Origin of the sequence: Nitratireductor rhodophyticola (assembly GCF_019891355.1) — a bacterium.
Taxonomy (GTDB): Bacteria; Pseudomonadota; Alphaproteobacteria; order Rhizobiales; family Rhizobiaceae; genus Nitratireductor; species Nitratireductor rhodophyticola.
In genome coordinates, this window is the sequence record NZ_JAHSSF010000005.1 from 212248 (window position 1) to 228454 (window position 16207).

The 16207-nt window shown below is 62.4% G+C and carries 15 protein-coding genes; 6 read left to right on the top strand and 9 right to left on the bottom strand.

Annotation, left to right across the window (positions count from 1 at the left end; translation table 11 throughout):
* The first annotated feature begins 36 nt into the window (after positions 1–36).
* From KUG85_RS19435 to KUG85_RS19450, 4 genes are read left to right on the top strand one after another with little or no spacing between them, the layout of a single operon-like run.
* Positions 37–921, top strand: a complete 885-nt coding sequence (locus KUG85_RS19435) for an ABC transporter permease subunit (RefSeq protein ID WP_223006426.1) — start codon at positions 37–39, stop codon at positions 919–921.
* A gap of 10 nt (positions 922–931) precedes the next feature.
* On the top strand, positions 932–1849 hold the full coding sequence (locus KUG85_RS19440) for an ABC transporter permease subunit (protein WP_223006427.1): 918 nt from the start codon (positions 932–934) through the stop codon (positions 1847–1849).
* A gap of 20 nt (positions 1850–1869) precedes the next feature.
* Entirely contained in the window at positions 1870–3039 is a 1170-nt protein-coding gene (gene ugpC / locus KUG85_RS19445; protein ID WP_223006428.1) for a sn-glycerol-3-phosphate ABC transporter ATP-binding protein UgpC, read from the top strand.
* Positions 3036–3893, top strand: a complete 858-nt coding sequence (locus KUG85_RS19450; RefSeq protein ID WP_223006429.1) for an endonuclease/exonuclease/phosphatase family protein — start codon at positions 3036–3038, stop codon at positions 3891–3893. Before ugpC ends, KUG85_RS19450 begins: the two co-directional genes overlap by 4 nt.
* 23 nt (positions 3894–3916) lie before the next feature.
* On the opposite strand, the gene KUG85_RS19455 is transcribed toward KUG85_RS19450, so the two are convergent.
* From KUG85_RS19455 to deoC, 7 genes are all read right to left on the bottom strand, one after another.
* Complete coding sequence (locus KUG85_RS19455; protein WP_223006430.1) at positions 3917–4663, bottom strand: ABC transporter ATP-binding protein; 747 nt, start codon at positions 4661–4663, stop codon at positions 3917–3919.
* Complete coding sequence (locus tag KUG85_RS19460) at positions 4660–5466, bottom strand: ATP-binding cassette domain-containing protein (RefSeq protein ID WP_223006431.1); 807 nt, start codon at positions 5464–5466, stop codon at positions 4660–4662. The genes KUG85_RS19455 and KUG85_RS19460 overlap by 4 nt, the downstream gene beginning before the upstream one ends.
* Complete coding sequence (locus KUG85_RS19465) at positions 5463–6314, bottom strand: ABC transporter permease (RefSeq protein ID WP_223006432.1); 852 nt, start codon at positions 6312–6314, stop codon at positions 5463–5465. The genes KUG85_RS19460 and KUG85_RS19465 overlap by 4 nt, the downstream gene beginning before the upstream one ends.
* Positions 6311–7261 carry an ABC transporter permease gene (locus KUG85_RS19470; protein WP_255606500.1) on the bottom strand — a complete coding sequence of 317 codons (951 nt, stop codon included), beginning with the start codon at positions 7259–7261 and terminating at the stop codon, positions 6311–6313. The genes KUG85_RS19465 and KUG85_RS19470 overlap by 4 nt, the downstream gene beginning before the upstream one ends.
* A 73-nt stretch (positions 7262–7334) precedes the next feature.
* Positions 7335–8849, bottom strand: coding sequence for an ABC transporter substrate-binding protein (locus KUG85_RS19475; RefSeq protein ID WP_223006433.1), 1515 nt, complete (start codon positions 8847–8849; stop codon positions 7335–7337).
* Positions 8850–9062: 213 nt separating this feature from the next.
* Entirely contained in the window at positions 9063–11459 is a 2397-nt protein-coding gene (locus KUG85_RS19480) for an aldehyde dehydrogenase family protein (RefSeq protein WP_223006434.1), read from the bottom strand.
* An 11-nt stretch (positions 11460–11470) separates the two neighbouring features.
* Positions 11471–12430, bottom strand: coding sequence for a deoxyribose-phosphate aldolase (deoC, locus tag KUG85_RS19485; protein WP_223006435.1), 960 nt, complete (start codon positions 12428–12430; stop codon positions 11471–11473).
* 231 nt (positions 12431–12661) lie between these two features.
* Here deoC and KUG85_RS19490 point away from each other — a divergent pair, with 231 nt between their 5' ends.
* Together KUG85_RS19490 and KUG85_RS19495 are read left to right on the top strand one after the other, a co-directional pair.
* Positions 12662–13168, top strand: coding sequence for an RNA polymerase sigma factor (locus KUG85_RS19490; RefSeq protein ID WP_223006436.1), 507 nt, complete (start codon positions 12662–12664; stop codon positions 13166–13168).
* Positions 13165–13908: a hypothetical protein gene (locus KUG85_RS19495; protein WP_223006437.1), complete on the top strand. Its 744-nt coding sequence runs from the start codon at positions 13165–13167 to the stop codon at positions 13906–13908. The genes KUG85_RS19490 and KUG85_RS19495 overlap by 4 nt, the downstream gene beginning before the upstream one ends.
* A 62-nt stretch (positions 13909–13970) precedes the next feature.
* On the opposite strand, the gene KUG85_RS19500 is transcribed toward KUG85_RS19495, so the two are convergent.
* Together KUG85_RS19500 and KUG85_RS19505 are read right to left on the bottom strand one after the other, a co-directional pair.
* Positions 13971–14711, bottom strand: coding sequence for a c-type cytochrome (locus KUG85_RS19500; RefSeq protein WP_223006438.1), 741 nt, complete (start codon positions 14709–14711; stop codon positions 13971–13973).
* A gap of 88 nt (positions 14712–14799) precedes the next feature.
* The gene (locus tag KUG85_RS19505; RefSeq protein WP_223006439.1) at positions 14800–16095 is read right to left on the bottom strand and encodes a sulfite oxidase; all 1296 of its coding nucleotides are present in this window, start codon (positions 16093–16095) and stop codon (positions 14800–14802) included.
* Positions 16096–16207: the final 112 nt, after the last annotated feature.

Here is a 16207-nt window from a genome sequence, read left to right on the forward strand (position 1 = left end):
CCATCTCAGCCTGTCTCCGCAACCCCCGGAACGTCCATGCAAAAGCGCGCTTATTTCAAGGCCAACTGGCTGGCCTATCTCTTCATTGCCCCCCAGTTGCTGATCATCTTCGTGTTCTTCTACTGGCCGGCATCGCAGGCCATGTATTGGGCCTTCACCCTTGAGCAGCCCTTCGGCGGCGGCAATCAATGGGTCGGGCTCGACAATTTCAAGGCGGTTTTCTCCGACGAGACCTACTGGGCCTCGATCTGGCGCAGCATCGTCTTTGCCGTACTTTCGACCGGGCTTGCCATGTCCATCGCGCTGGTGCTGGCGCTCTTCGCCGACAGACAATTGCGCGGCTATCGCTTCTTCCGCGTCGGCATGATCTGGCCCTATGCCATCGCGGCTCCCGCCGCCGCGCTTGCGTTCCGCTTTCTTTTCAATCCACAATCCGGTGTCTTCGCCTATCTGAACACGCTGTCGCCCGGCTTGTGGAACCCGGCGCTCTCCGGTGTCGACGCCATGACGGCGATCATCATCACCCAGGCGTGGAAACAGGTCTCGTATTCCTTCATCTTCTTTCTGGCCGGTCTCCAATCCATTCCGCGCTCGCTGATCGAGGCAGGCTCCATGGACGGCGCGCGCGTCATGCGCCGCATGCTCGACCTGCAGCTTCCGCTGCTCGCGCCGACCATCTTCTTCCTGCTGGTCATCAACATGACGGATTCCTTCACGGACTCCTTCGGCATCGTCGACATTCTCACCGAGGGCGGTCCGGCCCGCGCCACCGAGCTCATGGTCTACAAGATCTATGTGGATGGCTTTCAGGGGCTCGATTATTCCGGTGCCGCTGCGCAATCACTGGTTCTCATGGGGCTCGTCATCCTCATGACCTTCTTCCAGTTCCGCTTCATCGAACGCCGCGTGCACTACACGTGAGGAGCCAGCCATGATCGAACGCACCCCACTCCTCAACATTCTCACCCATGTAATCCTCGTCGCCGGCGCCCTGCTTCTGATCGTGCCGATCTGGCTCGCATTCGTTGCCGCCACGCTGACGGTGGCCGAGGTCAACTCGCCCAACGTGCACTACCTGCCGGGCGGTGAATTGTGGAACAACCTCACCGCCGCATGGACCCGCGCCGAATTCGGCGTGAAGTTCATGAATTCCATGATCGTCGCCATCGCTGTCGTGATCGGCAAGGTGATCATCTCGGCCATCAGCGCCTTCTCCATCGTGTTCTTCAACTACCGCCTGCGCATGGTGTTTTTCTGGGTGATCTTCATCACCCTGATGTTGCCGCTGGAAGTCCGCATCGTGCCGACCTACTCGGTGGCCGCCAACGCGCTCTACCCGTTCCAGACCATTCTCGATGCAACGGGCATAAGCTGGCTCATCGCGCAGATCTCGGGCGTCGAGCTCTCGCTCGAATGGAACATGTTGAATTCCTATACCGGCCTGATCCTGCCGCTGGTGGCGACGGCGACCGGCACATTCCTCTATCGCCAGTTCTTCCTCACCATTCCCGACGAACTGGTGGAAGCGGCCAAGATGGACGGCTCCGGCCCCTTCCGCTTCTTCATCGAAGTGCTTCTGCCGCTGTCACGCACCAACATCGCGGCTCTTGCCACCATCATGTTCGTCTATGCGTGGAACCAGTATCTGTGGCCGCTTCTGATCATCACCGACCGGGCCAACTACTCCACCGTGGTGATGGAGTTGCGCCGTCTCATCCCCGGCCCTGACGCCATTGCCGACTGGAATGTCGCCATGGCCGGCACACTCATCGTCATGCTGCCGCCGCTGCTCGTCGTTGTCCTGATGCAACGCTGGTTCGTGCGCGGCCTCATCAGCACCGAAAAATAACTTCAGGAAAGGCTGTCATCATGGCCGATATCGATATTCGCAAGGTCGAAAAATTCTACGGGAAAAACCAGGTCGTCCACGGTGTCGACCTCGATATCCACAATGGCGAGTTCATCGTCATTCTCGGCCCTTCGGGCTGCGGCAAGTCCACGCTGCTGCGCATGATCGCCGGGCTTGAAGAAATCAGCGCCGGCGAGATCGCCATCGAGAACACGGTGGTGAACAAACTCGAACCGCGCGAGCGCGGCTGCGCCATGGTCTTCCAGAACTATGCGCTCTACCCGCACATGACCGTCGCGCAGAACATCGGCTACGCGCTGAAAGTCGGCGGCATGCGTAGGGTCGAACGGATGCAGAAGGTGGAAGCCACCGCAAAGAGCCTCGGCCTCGACCAGCTTCTCGACCGCAAGCCGGCGCAGCTTTCGGGCGGCCAGCGCCAGCGCGTCGCTATGGGTCGCGCCATCGTGCGCGAGCCGAAAGTGTTCCTGTTCGACGAGCCGCTTTCCAACCTCGACGCCAAGCTGCGCGTGCAGATGCGTCTTGAAATCCGCCGCCTTCACCGCGCGCTGAAAGCCACCTCTGTCTTTGTCACACATGATCAGGTGGAAGCCATGTCGCTTGCCGACCGTCTGGTGGTGATGAACGGGGGCCGGATCGAGCAGGTCGGCACGCCGGAAGAGGTCTACCACGCACCTGCCAGCGTCTATGTTGGCGGTTTCATCGGCTCACCGGCGATGAACTTCCTGCCCTGTGGTGTCTCCGAGGACGGCACCTTTGCGGTGATCGACAACACACAATTCCGCCTGCCCATAGACCCCGGCATCGGCAAGACCATCGCCGGCCAGTCGGTCATCGTGGGCCTGCGGCCTGAAGACCTGAAGATCGCACCCGACGCAAACGACCCAAACCTTCTGACCGTCGCTTTCGACTTCTCCGAAGAACAGGGCAGTGGCCGATTGATGCATGGCCGTCTCGCCGGACGTGACTTCGTGCTGCACTCCGCTGGGCGCAAGCACCCGGCACCGGGCACGCCCTGCTCGCTCTCGATAGCGGCGGAAAGCGTGCATCTCTTCGACCCGACCACCGAAAAACGCATCGCGGGCGCAGGCACGAAAGCCGGTCAGACAGGTGCCCTGCCCGCAACCTTCCAGAAGACCAGCGACCTCACCGTTTCCGGAGCCATTCAATGAAGCTCGTCAGCTACAACATCCAGTATTCCAAGGGGAAGGACGAGCAGTTCAACCTCGACCGCATCGTCTCGGAAATCGAAGGCGCGGACCTGATCGCCCTGCAGGAAGTGGAAACCCATTTCCCGCGCACCGGGCTCGTGCATCAGGCGCAGGAGATCGGCGCGCGCCTGCCGGATTATCACTGGGTCTATGGCCCCGGCATCGACATCGACGCCTCGATCGTCGCCGATGACGGCACGGTCACGCATCGCCGCCGGCAGGTCGGCAACATGGTGCTGTCGCGCTGGCCGATCCTGTCCTCAATGAACCATCTTCTGCCCAAGATGGCGCTGACGAACCAGTATCACCAGCAGCGCGCAATGATTGAAACGGTGATCAGGACGGACGCCGGCCCGCTGCGCTTCTGCTCGGTCCATTTCGATCATATCGGCCCGCAAACGCGGTTGCCGCAGGTGCATCATGCGATGGACCTGCTCCTCAACGCCTCCCATCGCGGTTCCGCATGGGGCGGAAGCATCGCCGGCGACTGGTATGAGATCCCGCCGCCGCCCGTGCCCGAGCGCACCATCGTGATGGGCGATTTCAACTTCACGCCCGACAGCGAGGAATATGCGCTTTTGATCGGCGACCGCTCGGAGAGGCATGGCCGCCTCGTGCAGGATGGCGGGTTTACCGATGCATGGGTGGCCGCCGGTAATGACGAGGCTGAAGGCGTTAGCTTCATCGGCACGGGCGTGCGAATCGACCATTGCGTGGTGAGCTCGAACATGGCCGCGAGCGTCAAGCGCGCCTGGATCGACATGGATGCGCAGGGCTCCGACCACCAGCCCCTCTGGGTTGAGATCGACCAATAAAGCGTATTTAGCGGGTGCCGGCCTCAGGCCGGCATCCGCGGCACGCTCGCAAGCAGCTTCTGCGTATAGGGGTGCGCGGGGTTTGCAAGAATGTCGGCGGTCCTGCCGCTTTCGACGACCTTCCCCTTTTCCAGAATGACGATCTCCTCGCAAAGCGCCGCGACAACCGCCAGATCGTGCGAGACGAGCAGGATCGTCATCTCTTCCGACAGCGCCTTGAGAAGATCGACAATACGGGCCCGCGTCGAGAGATCCAGCGCACTGACCGCTTCATCCGCAAGAATGAGCTGCGGACGCGCGACGATGGCGCGCGCAATGGCGATGCGCTGACGCTGACCACCGGAAAATTCATGCGGATAACGGTCAATGGCATCCGCCGGCAGGCCGACATCGTGGATCGCCTTTTCAACCGCCTCCTGATGAGAGCCGGGAATGCGCAGCGCCCGCAATGGTTCGGCGATGATCGACTGCACCTTCTGGCGTGGGTCGAGCGAGGAATAGGGATCCTGAAACACCGCCTGAACCGCCTTGCGGTAATCGCGCATGAAGGCGCGGTCACGCGGGTTGAGTTCGGCGTCGCCGAATTGAATTCGCCCGCCGGTCGGACGCGCCAGCCCGAGCAAAAGCTTCAGGATTGTGGACTTGCCGGAGCCGGACTCCCCCACCAGCCCCACATTCACGCCGGGGCGAAGGCTGAACGAGACATCGTGCAGCACCTGCTGTTTGCGCGAATAGCCAAAGGCCACATTGTCGAGTGAAATCAGGCTCATCGTGCAGGCCCCAGCGCCTTGTCGAACGCGGTCGCCGCGCCGACCAGCGCCTTCGTGTATTCGTGTTTCGGTTCATCGAACACGGCGTGAACCTCACCCCGCTCGATGACCTCGCCACGGCGCAGAACGACAACGTTTTCAGTCACGCGCGCCACCACCGGAAGATCGTGGCTGATGAAGAGAAGCGCCATGTCGTCTTCGCGAACGAGACCCGAGAGGAGATCGAGGATTTCCACCTGCGTGGTGACGTCGAGCGCCGTGGTTGGTTCGTCCGCGATCAGCAGTTTCGGGCGACAGGCGAGCGCCATGGCAATGGCCACGCGTTGACGCTGTCCACCCGAAATCTCGTAAGGATAGGATTTTACGATCCGGTCGATGTCGGGAAGCGACACGCGCTCAAGCAGCGAGCGCACCTCGCGCGCAACGGCTGCGCGGTCGACCGTTTCGCCGGCGCGGCGGTGCCGGCGGATGACCGGCTCGGCAACCTGCTTCCCCACCTTCATCAAGGGGTTGAGCGCGGTAAGCGGCTCCTGAAACACGGTGGCCGCCGCCGCGCCACGCAGGGCGATCATCGCGCTTTCGGATGCTCCTACGACCTTATGGCCATCGAGCGTGATGGAGCCCTCGACCCGGAACCCACGCGGCAGAAGACCAATGGTGGCAAGCGCGGTGAGCGACTTGCCGGAACCGGATTCACCGATCAGGCCAAGCCGTTCACCGGGCGAGATGGAGAGGGAGACGTCGGAAACCAGTGTCTGACCGCCGGTGCTCAGCGTCAGGCCGCGAATGTCGAGAAGGCTCATTGCCGGCCCCTCCGGGTCGGGTCGCCCGCTTCGCGCAACCCATCGGCCAGAAGGTTCATGCCAATCACCAGCGTGACGAGCGCGATGCCTGGCGCAATGGCGCCGAAGGGCGCGGTGTAGACGGTGCCCTGCGCCTCCTGCAGCAGGCGTCCCCACGAGGCGTTGGGCGGCGGCGCGCCAAGACCGAGATAGGAGAGCGAAGCCTCCGCAATGACGGCGAGGCCGAACTGCAGTGCAAAGTTTACCGCCAGCATGGGCCAGATGTTGGGCAGGAGATGGCGGAAGACGATGCTTGGCCAGGAGGCTCCCGCCGTGCGCGCTGCGGTGATGTAATCCATCGACAGAATGCGCTTGGCGAGAATGCGGGTCAGCCGCGCGACAATGGCTGAAATGGCGATGCCCAGCGCCAGCGTGGCGGAAAACAGGCTCGCGCTCTCGGTTGCCGCCACCACAAGCATGGCCAGAAGCAGCGTCGGGAAGGCGATCAGAATGTCGAAGGCGGCAGCCAGAATGTCATCGAGATAACGCGTGGCGAAGGCCGACAGAACGCCAAGCGTGACGCCGATCGTGGCCGCGATGGCCACCGCACCGAATCCGACGATCAGCGCGATGCGCGAGCCGATCATGATCTGCGTGAAGAGATCGCGCCCGAGACGATCCGTGCCGGCCCAGTGGGCAAGCGACGGCGCTTCAAGCCGCCCGCCGGCCATGCCCGTGGGGTCGTAGGGCGTCCACACCAGCGTCAGCAGCGCGACCGCCACATGAAGTCCGACGAGAACCAGCCCGACAGTAAGCGTGAGGGAACCGCGCCTGTTCGGCACCGTCGCCGTTTCCACCTGCCCACTCATGACCGCGCTCCCCGGCTCTCACGCAGCCTCGGATCGACCAGCCGCTGGCCGAGATCGGCAAGGAAACCGATCAGGAGAACCAGCAGCGTGGAGATGAAGAGAACGCCCTGAATGTTCGGATAATCGCGCTGCTCGATGGCAAGCAGCAACATGGAGCCGAGACCCGGCAGGTTGAACACCCGCTCGACCACCACCGCACCAAGGAGCGCCGTTGCAAGCTCGATGCCGAGGATCGACATGACCGGCACCGCGCCATTGCGGATGCCATGGCGCACCAGCGCTTCGGAAAAGCCTGCGCCAAGCGCGCGCGCCGTGCGCAGATAGTCGCTGCCCAGCACATCCTGCGTGGCCGAGCGCACATAGCGCAGAAGCGAGGCGGACATCACGATGGCGATGGTGAGGATCGGCAAAAACAGCGTGCGCAGCGCCTCGACCGGCGCGTCCCACCCGCGCGGCGGAAAGCCGCCGGAGGGAAAGAGCCGCAGATTGACGGCAAACAGCGTGACCAGAAGAATGCCCACCCAGAAAACGGGGATGGCGATGCCGAGCTGCGAGACGACCGAGATGGCCGCGCCATACCAGCGGTCGGCCTTCACCGCCGACAGAATGCCGAGCGGCACGGCGATCACCAGCGCCAGCAGGAACGACAGCACGGTCAGCGGCAGCGTAACGGCGAGACGGTCCATGATTTCCGGCAGCACGGGCGTGCGGCTGACAAAGGACGTGCCGAGATCGAAACGCGCCAGACTGGTGATGAACTGGAGAAATTGCTGGGCGAGCGGCAGATCGGAACCGACCTGCCGCCGCGCGGCTGCGATCTGCGCCTCGTCGGCGCCCACGGAGATCAGCGAATTCGCCGGATCACCGGGCAGAAGCCTGAGCAGTATGAACAGAACCACACAGGCCGCCAGAAGCGAGAAGAACAGAATGGCAAGCCGCCGGGCAATATAAACGAGGATCGGAACCTCCCTCAGGACAATTCCACGCGAGGTGGAACCGTATGGCGGCTCGCCGGATCGGTTACTGAGCCTGCTTGACGATATCGTATGCGAAGAACTGCGAGTTCAGGCCGTTGACCGGATACCCGCTGACCGACGCGGTCGATACCACAATCTGCGGATAGAGATAAAGCCACCCGCTGGCGGCATCCTCAGCGATGATACGGTTTGCCTGCGTGAGCTTTTCATCACGCTCGGCTTCGGAACCGCTCGCTTCTGCCGATGCGATCAGTTCCACCACCTGCGGGTTGTTGTAGCCCCAGTAGAAATTGGGGTTTCCGTAGAACACAATGTCGCGGTGGTTCACATGCTCCTGCAGCGTCGCCTGGAAATCATGCGCCTGATAGATCTTCGTGTACCACTCATTGGCGGTGATGATGTTGATCTCTACCGTAATGCCGACCTTGGCCAGCTCGTTCTGCAGGAACTGGGCGACGATCGGATGCGGGTCGTAGTTCGGCGTGTCGAGCGTGAAGGTGAAACCGTCCGCATAGCCGGCTTCGGCCAGCAGCGCCCTGGCGCTTTCCGGGTCGTAGGCGTCGACGTCGGTGAGATCGACATACCATGGGTCCGTCGGCGGCACGAAAGAGCCGATCAGCGTGCCGTAATCGCCCCAGATGGAGTTCAACAGTCGCTCGCGGTCGATGGCGCGGGCAACGGCCTTGCGCACCTTCACATTGTCGAAGGGGGCGACGCGGTCGTTATAGGCAAGCACTTCCTTGGTGGTGGACTGGCCATCCGTGACGACAAACGACGGATTGTCCTGGAACTGCATCAGCGAATCCGGGCTCTGCACGCTGGTGATGATGTCCACCGCGCCGGTCAGAAGCGCGTTGTTGAGGGCAGTTGCCTCCTTGAAATAGGAGAAGGTCACGCCGCCATTCTTCGGCTTCTCGCCCCAGTAGTTTTCATAGGGCGAAAGCGTGATGCTGGAACCGCGCCGCCAGTTGTCGAGCTTGTAGGGGCCGGTGCCGTCCTCGCTGGAGGTCAGGTCCTCAGCGGCATCGTTGACGATCCACACATAGGTCAGATTGTAAGGCAGCGAGATAGAGCGCTCCTTGAGGGTGACAACAACCGTGTTGTCATCCTTTGCCTCCACGCTTTCGATGTTCGCCAGACTGCGCTTGCGCGAGCTTTGCGAGGTCTCGGCGGTGACACGCTCGATGCTGTGTTTCACATCGGCCGCCGTCAGCGGATCGCCCGAGTGAAAGGTGACATCCGGCTGCAGCGTGAAGGTGTAGGTGAGCCCGTCCTCGCTCATCTCGAACCCGGAGACCAGCTTCTCCACCACGTCGCCATCGTCGGTGAGCTGAAACAGCCCCTCATAGACATTGCCGTTGAAGGCCTCGTTGATGCCCTGCCCGGCACCCGCCGTGTTGTCGAGGTTCTGCGGCTCATAGAGCGAGCCGATGCGAATGACGGCGGAAGGGTCTGCGTTGTCCTGCGCCATGGCGCCGGTCGCGCCAACAATGGCGAACGCCACACTTATCGTCAGGCTGCGAAGGCCCAGACCCGTCTCTTTCAGCGATGCTGTCATCTTGCTTGTCCTTTGCGAATTCCAAACCGCGCAGTCGCCTGGCCCGTGGCCACGAACCCGCAGTTTCGTGGCTAATCTAACCGGCAAACACGATGACTGCGAGACATTTGAATCCCGCAAAGAGCAAGATGTTCGCACCGGACCGACATATCTGCCGGGCCGGTGCGAAATTTATTCCTTCAGAACGCTAATTCGTAGAACGTAAGACGCGCGTCACGCGCCGTAGGGAACCCAGATGTTCTTCACCTGAACGGCGCGGCGCAGATAGTCGCGCCCGCGGCCCTGCCCGTCATCGAGCCAGTCCGGCATGCGGCCATTGTTGACCCAGGTCGACTTCAGGTTCCCGGCCGACGCCTTCTCCACCATGGCGCTGCCTTCCGCCGAGCCGAAATACCAGAGCGCGGCCACCTCGTCGTGCTCGGCAAGCGTCTTCACAAGAAGATCGCGCTCGCCGGTGACGATGTTCACCACGCCTCCCGGCACATCGGACGTGTCGAGCACCTGATAGAAATCGCCGGCGATCAAGGGGTGTCGCGCGGACGGCACCACCACAACCCGGTTGCCCATGGCGATGGCCGGCAGCACCAGCGAAACCAGAGAAAGAAGTGGGGCCTCGTCCGGGCAGGCAATGCCCATCACGCCAAAGGGCTCGTTCATGGCAAGGGTCACATGGCGCGACTGGGTGGAATGCACCGCGCCGTCGAACTTGTCGGCCTGCGCCGCGTAATAGAAGATGCGGCGCAGCGCGATGTCGAACTCTTCGGTCGCCTTTTTCGCGCTGATGCCAGCGCTCTCGCACAGAAGCGCTTCCATGCCCTCGCGCCGCGCCTCCAGGTTTTCACCCAGATAGTAGAGCACCTGCGCGCGATTGTGGCCGGTCGCGCCGCCCCAGCCGCCGGCCTTCGCCGCCGCCTCGACCGCGTTGCGAATGTCCTTGCGGTTGCCGATGCCGGCCTGCCCGATCAGTACGCCACCCTTGCCGGCAACCGAATAGACATAGCCGCCATCGGGCCGTGCCTGCTTGCCACCGATATAGTTCTTCATGGTGCGGTCGATGCCCTCGACCATTACCTTGCCTTCACCCGCCGGAGAAGCGGAGGGAACGAAGGCTTCCGGTGCCTTGGGCGCGGAAAGCTTCTTTTCCCAGTCTGCAGCGAGATATTCGTAAAGCCCCTCGCGCGCGCCCTCGCGACCGAAGCCGCTCTCGCGATAACCGCCGAAGCCTGCGCCCGCATCGAGCATGTTGGTGCAGTTGATCCAGACCACGCCGGCCTTCACCCGCGCGGCAAGATCGAGCGCCACATTGATGTTTTCCGACCAGACGGAAGCGGCGAGCCCGTAGCGGCTGTTGTTGGCGAGTGCGGCGGCCTCATCCGGCGTGCGGAAGGTCATGGAAGCGGCGATGGGGCCGAAGATTTCCACCTGGCAGACGGTCGCGGCAGGCTCGACATCGGTGAAGAAGCCGGGCGCAATGTAATTGCCCTTCTCGGGCAGCGGGGCGGAAGCCTGCCAGAGCTGCCCGCCTTCCTCGACACCCTTTGCCACCAGCGCGGAAATCCGCTCCACCTGCACCGGCGAAACGATGGCGCCAACATCGGTGGACTTGTCGAGCGGGTCGCCGACGCGCAGCGTCTCAAGACGCGCCTTCAGCTTGGCATGAAAGCGCTCGGCAATCCCTTCCTGCACGATCAGGCGCGAGCCAGCGCAGCACACCTCGCCCTGGTTGAACCAGATCGCGTCCACCACGCCCTCGACAGCCGCGTCGATATCGGCATCCTCGAACACGATGAACGGCGACTTGCCGCCCAGCTCCAGCGACAGCTTCTTGCCGGAACCGGCGATCTGCTCGCGGATGACGCGGCCCACCTGCGTGGAGCCGGTGAAGGCCACCTTGTCGACGCCCTCATGGCCGCAGATGGCGGCGCCCGTTGCGCCATCGCCCTGAACGATGTTGACCACGCCGGCAGGCAGGCCGACCTCATGGCAGATCTCGGCAAAGGCGACCGCCGTCAGCGGCGTCAGGTCGGCGGGTTTCAGCACCACCGTGTTGCCGGCGGCCAGCGCCGGCGCGATCTTCCAGGCCAGCATCAGCAGAGGGAAGTTCCACGGGATCACCTGCCCGCACACACCCACGGGCGAGAAGCCGCGGAACTCGTCTTCCACCATCTCGGCCCAGCCGGCGTGATGATAGAAGTGGCGGGCGACCAGCGGAATGTCGATGTCGCGCGTCTCGCGCACCGGCTTGCCATTGTCCATGGTCTCCAGCACTGCCAGAAAGCGGGAACGCTTCTGCACATGGCGGGCGATGGCGTAGAGATATTTCGCGCGTTCATGGCCGGAAAGCTTCGACCACTTGCCGAATGCCGCCCGCGCGGCCTTTACCGCGGCGTCCACATCCTCTGCCGTGCCGCAGGCGATTTCGGCCAGCTGCGATCCGTCCGACGGATTGGACACGACAATCTGGCGCGCGCCCTTCGGTTTGACAAAGCGCCCGTCGATGAAATGACCGAAGGAACGGCCATGGGCGTCGAGCCACGCAACAACATCGCCATTGGCTTCCGGAGAGGGGCCGTATTCCATGGTGCTCAGAATATCCTTGATGGAAGACATGTCTTTGATCCTCATGCAACCGCGTGACGGTTGGCGCTGGAATAGCGGCCGGTCACGTAGTGCTCCAATTGCCGTTCGATGTCGCCGAGAAGCGAGCTTGCGCCGATGCGGAACAGGTCCGGCTCCAGCCAGCGATTGCCGGCCTCCTCTTTCATGAGCGCCAGCCAGGCAAGCGCATCCTTGGCGGTCTTGAGGCCGCCCGCCGGCTTGAACCCGACGATCTGGCCCGAATAGTCGCGATAGTCGCGCAGCGCCCGCACCATGGTCAGGCTTACCGGCAGTGTGGCGTTCACGCCTTCCTTGCCTGTCGACGTCTTGATGAAATCGGACCCTGCCTGCATGGCGACCATCGAAGCGCGATAGACATTGGTGAGCGTGCTCAGATCGCCGGTCGCCAGAATGGCCTTCATATGCGCCGCCCCACAGGCCTCGCGCATCGCGGCAATCTCGTCATAAAGCGCGCTCCAGTTCTGGGTCAGCACATGCTCCCGCGTGATCACGATGTCGATCTCATGCGCGCCCTCCTCCACCGCATAGCGGATTTCGGCGAGCCGAAGCGGTAGCGGCATAAGACCGGCCGGAAACCCGGTTGCCACCGATGCAACGGGAATGTTGCTGCCTTCCAGCGCCTTGACCGCATGGCCAACCATGGTCGGATACACGCAGACAGCGCCGGTGGTGATGCCCGCATCGGCAAGCCCCAGCGCCTCCAGAATGTCTTCACGCACCGGACGCCGCGCCTTGGCGCAAAGCCGGCGCACGCGGCCCGGCGTGTCGTCGCCGGCAAGCGTGGTGAGGTCGATGCAGGTGATGGCCTTCACCAGCCATGCAGCCTGATAGGCTTTCTTGACCGAGCGGCGCGCGGTCAACGTGCCCGCCCGGCGCTCGGCCGCAGTGCGGTTGACGGTCACGTCCTCGAACCATTCAGGTTTCAGTTGCGTGCCGGTGTTTCGGGCGAGAGCGTCGGTCATTGCAGCGTCCGTGGTTTCGGAATCGCCCGGCGAGGCGGGCAGCCAATCGATATGTTACGATAGAAACATTATGTTTGGATCGTTTCATAATTTCCACCTCCCTGTCAAGCCGCCCCGCCTTGCCACAAGCCGAGCCAGGGGGTTACTTTGCCGACAGGACAACTCCGGGCGGCAAGGCTCATTCGACGATGCCGGCGCAACCGGAGCACAGGGGAACGCGGCCGGCAGCAAATGGAGCATCTTTCGCAGATCGAACTGCTTCTTCCCGAGCTGCGTGCCTATGCGCGCTCGATCTGCGGGCCTGCGGAAAGCCCGGAGGATCTGGTTCAGGACGCGATCGAACGCGCCCTGCGTCACCAAACCCGCCCCGGGCCCATGGACGAACTGCGCCCCTGGATGTTTCGCGTCATCCGCAACCTGCACTATGACGAACTCAGAAAAAGACGTGTGCGCCGTGAATATATAGCAGTGCAAAAACGTCTTATGGATGAAAGCGACGGAACGGGCAGCGAAGGCCGCGATGTTCTGATCCGCCTCGCCTTCGAGAGACTGCCACCCGAAACACGGGAGGTGCTGTTTCTCATCGACATAATGGGTTTCAAATATGCGGAGGCGGCAGAAGTCATGAACGTGCCCATCGGCACCGTCATGAGCCGCGTTAGCAGGGCCCGGAAAGAACTTTTGCGCCGTGTCAATGGCGACGGCCAGGATGAAGAGCAGGCAAAGCAGACTCCATGAACAAGGTAACGGAAGAGGATTTCATCAGGGTCAACGCATTTCACGACGACGAAATGATCGAGGATCGCGCCGCTTTTGCACGCCGGCTCGAGGAAGAGCCGGAATTGAAGGCGGCACTTGCCGAAATCCGTGAAATGTCCGCCAGCCTGAAGGCCCTGAAGCCGCAGCCAGCCACACAACCGTCTGCGCGAAACGACAACCGTAGTGCAGGGCGCGGGTGGGGACGCTGGTGGCCCGGCTCAGCCCTTGCGGCTTCCGTCGCACTCGCCATTGTCCTTGCTTATCCGTTCACCCACCCGGATACGCCTGCACCGGAAGATCCGCTCGCCATTCACGAGACGTTTTCCGCTCAGGCCTTTGTTTCGCAAGACGGTGTTTTCCAGACTGTTTCGGGCGAAGAGATCGCTCTGTTCCCCGATCTCTCGGCGGCCAATCTCACGCTTGTGGCGGTCAGGAAGGTGCCGCATGGCATGGCAGCTCATTTCGCCGGCCGGGAGGGCTGCCGCCTGACGGTCTTTTCGAGCGAAAAGCCCCTGAATGCCGAAGGCTCTGCCCCGGACCTGCAGAGCGCGGCATGGGAAGTGTCCGACCGTCTCTATCGGATCGTCGCCACCGGCATGGATGCGGGCAAGTTTGCGGCGATCACGGCCTATCTGGAGCAGGCGACGCGCAGGATGGCGCAGCCCGACACCGTGATCGCTCTAAGGGACGCGACCGCACAGGCCACATCCTGCGGCTAGAGCAAACCTTTGCACCGCTTCACCCGGGCCCGGTGAAGCGGTCCAGGCTTCGGTCCAATGTTCTAGTTCGGATTGGGGAAGTTGGGGCGGTCCTCATTATAATGCGTCGCCAGATAGTCGAGTATCTCGGTGCGATCCGGCTCCGGAATGTCGTCCATGCCCTGCTCGTCGACCATCCATTCAAGCATCTCGTCCCAGCCCTCACGGGTGAGACCCTGCTGCGCGACAATCATTTCCGAATGGCAGGCGGTACAGGCGTAGAAGGTCGTATCGACCCCCGGTGCGACCTTCAAACGCCCGAAATCGCCTTCGATCTCCTGACCGGCCCCCTTCGCAGGTTCCGCGCTCGCCGTCTGCTCGGCCGGGGCGGCCTCTTCCACCGCAGCGCCTGCCTGATCGGGTGTGTCGGAGAAGGTGCCTAGATAAGCGATCAGGTTGACGCGATCCTCTTCCTTCTTGAGGCCGGCAAAGGCCATCTTGGTGCCCTTCACCTCGGCGCGGGGCTGAAGCAGATAGGCGTCCAGCCGTTCAACCGTCCACTCCCCGCCATAGGCCTTCATGGCAGGCGAGTAGGAGTAGCCTTCAACCTGTGCGACCGGCTTGCCGACCACTCCATAAAGATTTGGGCCAACCTTGTTCTTGCCGTCCTTCTCGATCGTGTGGCATGCGACGCACCGCTTGAAGATCTTTTCACCTTTTGCGGTGTCGGCATCGGCCAGGCTGGCCTGAATATCCGCCAGAGCGGGCGTGACGGCAAAGAGAGCAAATCCGACAACACCCAGCCGAACGCGAGCAAGCTTCATTCTTCATTTCTCCGTGGAATTGGGGCCCATGAAGCGGCATCCCGCCGCTTCACGGTATCATGACGATTGAGCACGTTGCGCTGTGCGATCAGCTCGCGCGCACACCAACCCGGTGCATCGTGTTGTTGAGATAGCCCTTGGGATTCCAGGCGATTGCGAAAGGCTGCATGTCGCCATCGCTGTCCGTCGCCCGCGCCCAGACCTCATAGTAGCCGGCCTGCGGGAATGTCACCTTGCCGCGCCAGTTCTGCCAGGCACCGTCATTGACCGGATCGTCCAGTTCCACTTCCTGCCAGGTCGTGCCGAAATCGATGGAGATGTCCAGCCTGCTGATGGAACGGTCGCCCGACCATGCATGGCCGCGCACATCCGTTTCCAGGCCGATGTCAGAACCGTTGGCCGGGAAGGTAACGAGAGATTTCACCGGCATGCGCTCGATGATGACGAAGTCCTCTTCCGGAACGTCCTGGCCGGGCGCCACTGGATAGGCCGGCACGCGGTAGGAGGTGCCCGTCATCTTGGGGCCGTCATGCACCTGATCGCGCAGCTCGATGCGGGTCAGCCACTTCTGGGCGGTCGAGGCCGGCCAGCCAGGAACCACGAGACGCAGCGGCGCGCCATTCATCGGGTGCAGCGCCTCGCCATTCATCTCGAAAGCAATGAGAATGTTGTCGGTCATCGCCTTGTCGATGGGCAGCCCGCGCGAAATCGGCAGCTTGTCGGGATTGCCCGAAAGGTGGCCGTCTGCGCCGTAATGGGCGGTGTAGACGACATTCGACTGGACGCCAGCCTTTTCAAGCACGTCTTTCAGCCGAACGCCCGTCCATTCCGAGCAGGCCACGGCGCCATAGGTCCACTGATTGCCGGAAGCCGGCGGATCGAAGGCGCTGCGCCCATTGCCGCCGCATTCCAGCGTCAGTTGCAGCGTGACCACTTCAAACTGCTCGCGCAGATCGGCGATGGAAAGCTCCAGCTTGTTGTCGACGAAACCGTCAATCGTCAGCGTCCAGCTTTCCGGGTCCACATTTTCCGGCGGAATGCCGTTGTTGCGAATGAAGTGCCGGCTCGTCGGCGTAACCGCATCGTCAAGCAGTTCAGCCGGGGTCTCGGCGTTGACCGGGCGGTCGTTGAGAAGCGTCAGCCCGTCCTTTCCGGCCAGCACGTCGCCGTCCTGCGCGAACGCTGCCGGCACCAACCCCACTGGCATGTTGCGGTGAAACGGTATCGAAGCCCCGACCATGGCGGCCATGGTGGCAAGCCCGGTGTTTTTCAGGAAACCACGACGCCCCGAATTCACAATGCCTTCCGAAGGCTTCGCAGGATGACCTTCATCCACAGGTGCTGCCCCGTCCCGGGGCCTCGTTGTCTCGGCGATGCGCGTCATCTGGTTCCTCCCTCTGCGCTGGCAAAATTGGCTGGCGGACACACTTTTTGGCATGTGTCGACACAGAGACGTGCGAAGCGGGGAAATTATTCCACCATTCCGCGCCGGTTCC

Coding starts and splice junctions, on each gene's coding strand:
- KUG85_RS19475 (WP_223006433.1), bottom strand. CDS start 8,849: ATGACAGCATCGCTGAAAGAGACGGGTCTGGGCCTTCGCAGCCTGACG.
- KUG85_RS19435 (WP_223006426.1), top strand. CDS start 37: ATGCAAAAGCGCGCTTATTTCAAGGCCAACTGGCTGGCCTATCTCTTC.
- KUG85_RS19455 (WP_223006430.1), bottom strand. CDS start 4,663: ATGAGCCTGATTTCACTCGACAATGTGGCCTTTGGCTATTCGCGCAAA.
- KUG85_RS19450 (WP_223006429.1), top strand. CDS start 3,036: ATGAAGCTCGTCAGCTACAACATCCAGTATTCCAAGGGGAAGGACGAG.
- KUG85_RS19465 (WP_223006432.1), bottom strand. CDS start 6,314: ATGAGTGGGCAGGTGGAAACGGCGACGGTGCCGAACAGGCGCGGTTCC.
- KUG85_RS19500 (WP_223006438.1), bottom strand. CDS start 14,711: ATGAAGCTTGCTCGCGTTCGGCTGGGTGTTGTCGGATTTGCTCTCTTT.
- KUG85_RS19480 (WP_223006434.1), bottom strand. CDS start 11,459: ATGTCTTCCATCAAGGATATTCTGAGCACCATGGAATACGGCCCCTCT.
- KUG85_RS19490 (WP_223006436.1), top strand. CDS start 12,662: ATGGAGCATCTTTCGCAGATCGAACTGCTTCTTCCCGAGCTGCGTGCC.
- KUG85_RS19460 (WP_223006431.1), bottom strand. CDS start 5,466: ATGAGCCTTCTCGACATTCGCGGCCTGACGCTGAGCACCGGCGGTCAG.
- ugpC (WP_223006428.1), top strand. CDS start 1,870: ATGGCCGATATCGATATTCGCAAGGTCGAAAAATTCTACGGGAAAAAC.
- KUG85_RS19495 (WP_223006437.1), top strand. CDS start 13,165: ATGAACAAGGTAACGGAAGAGGATTTCATCAGGGTCAACGCATTTCAC.
- KUG85_RS19505 (WP_223006439.1), bottom strand. CDS start 16,095: ATGACGCGCATCGCCGAGACAACGAGGCCCCGGGACGGGGCAGCACCT.
- KUG85_RS19440 (WP_223006427.1), top strand. CDS start 932: ATGATCGAACGCACCCCACTCCTCAACATTCTCACCCATGTAATCCTC.
- deoC (WP_223006435.1), bottom strand. CDS start 12,430: ATGACCGACGCTCTCGCCCGAAACACCGGCACGCAACTGAAACCTGAA.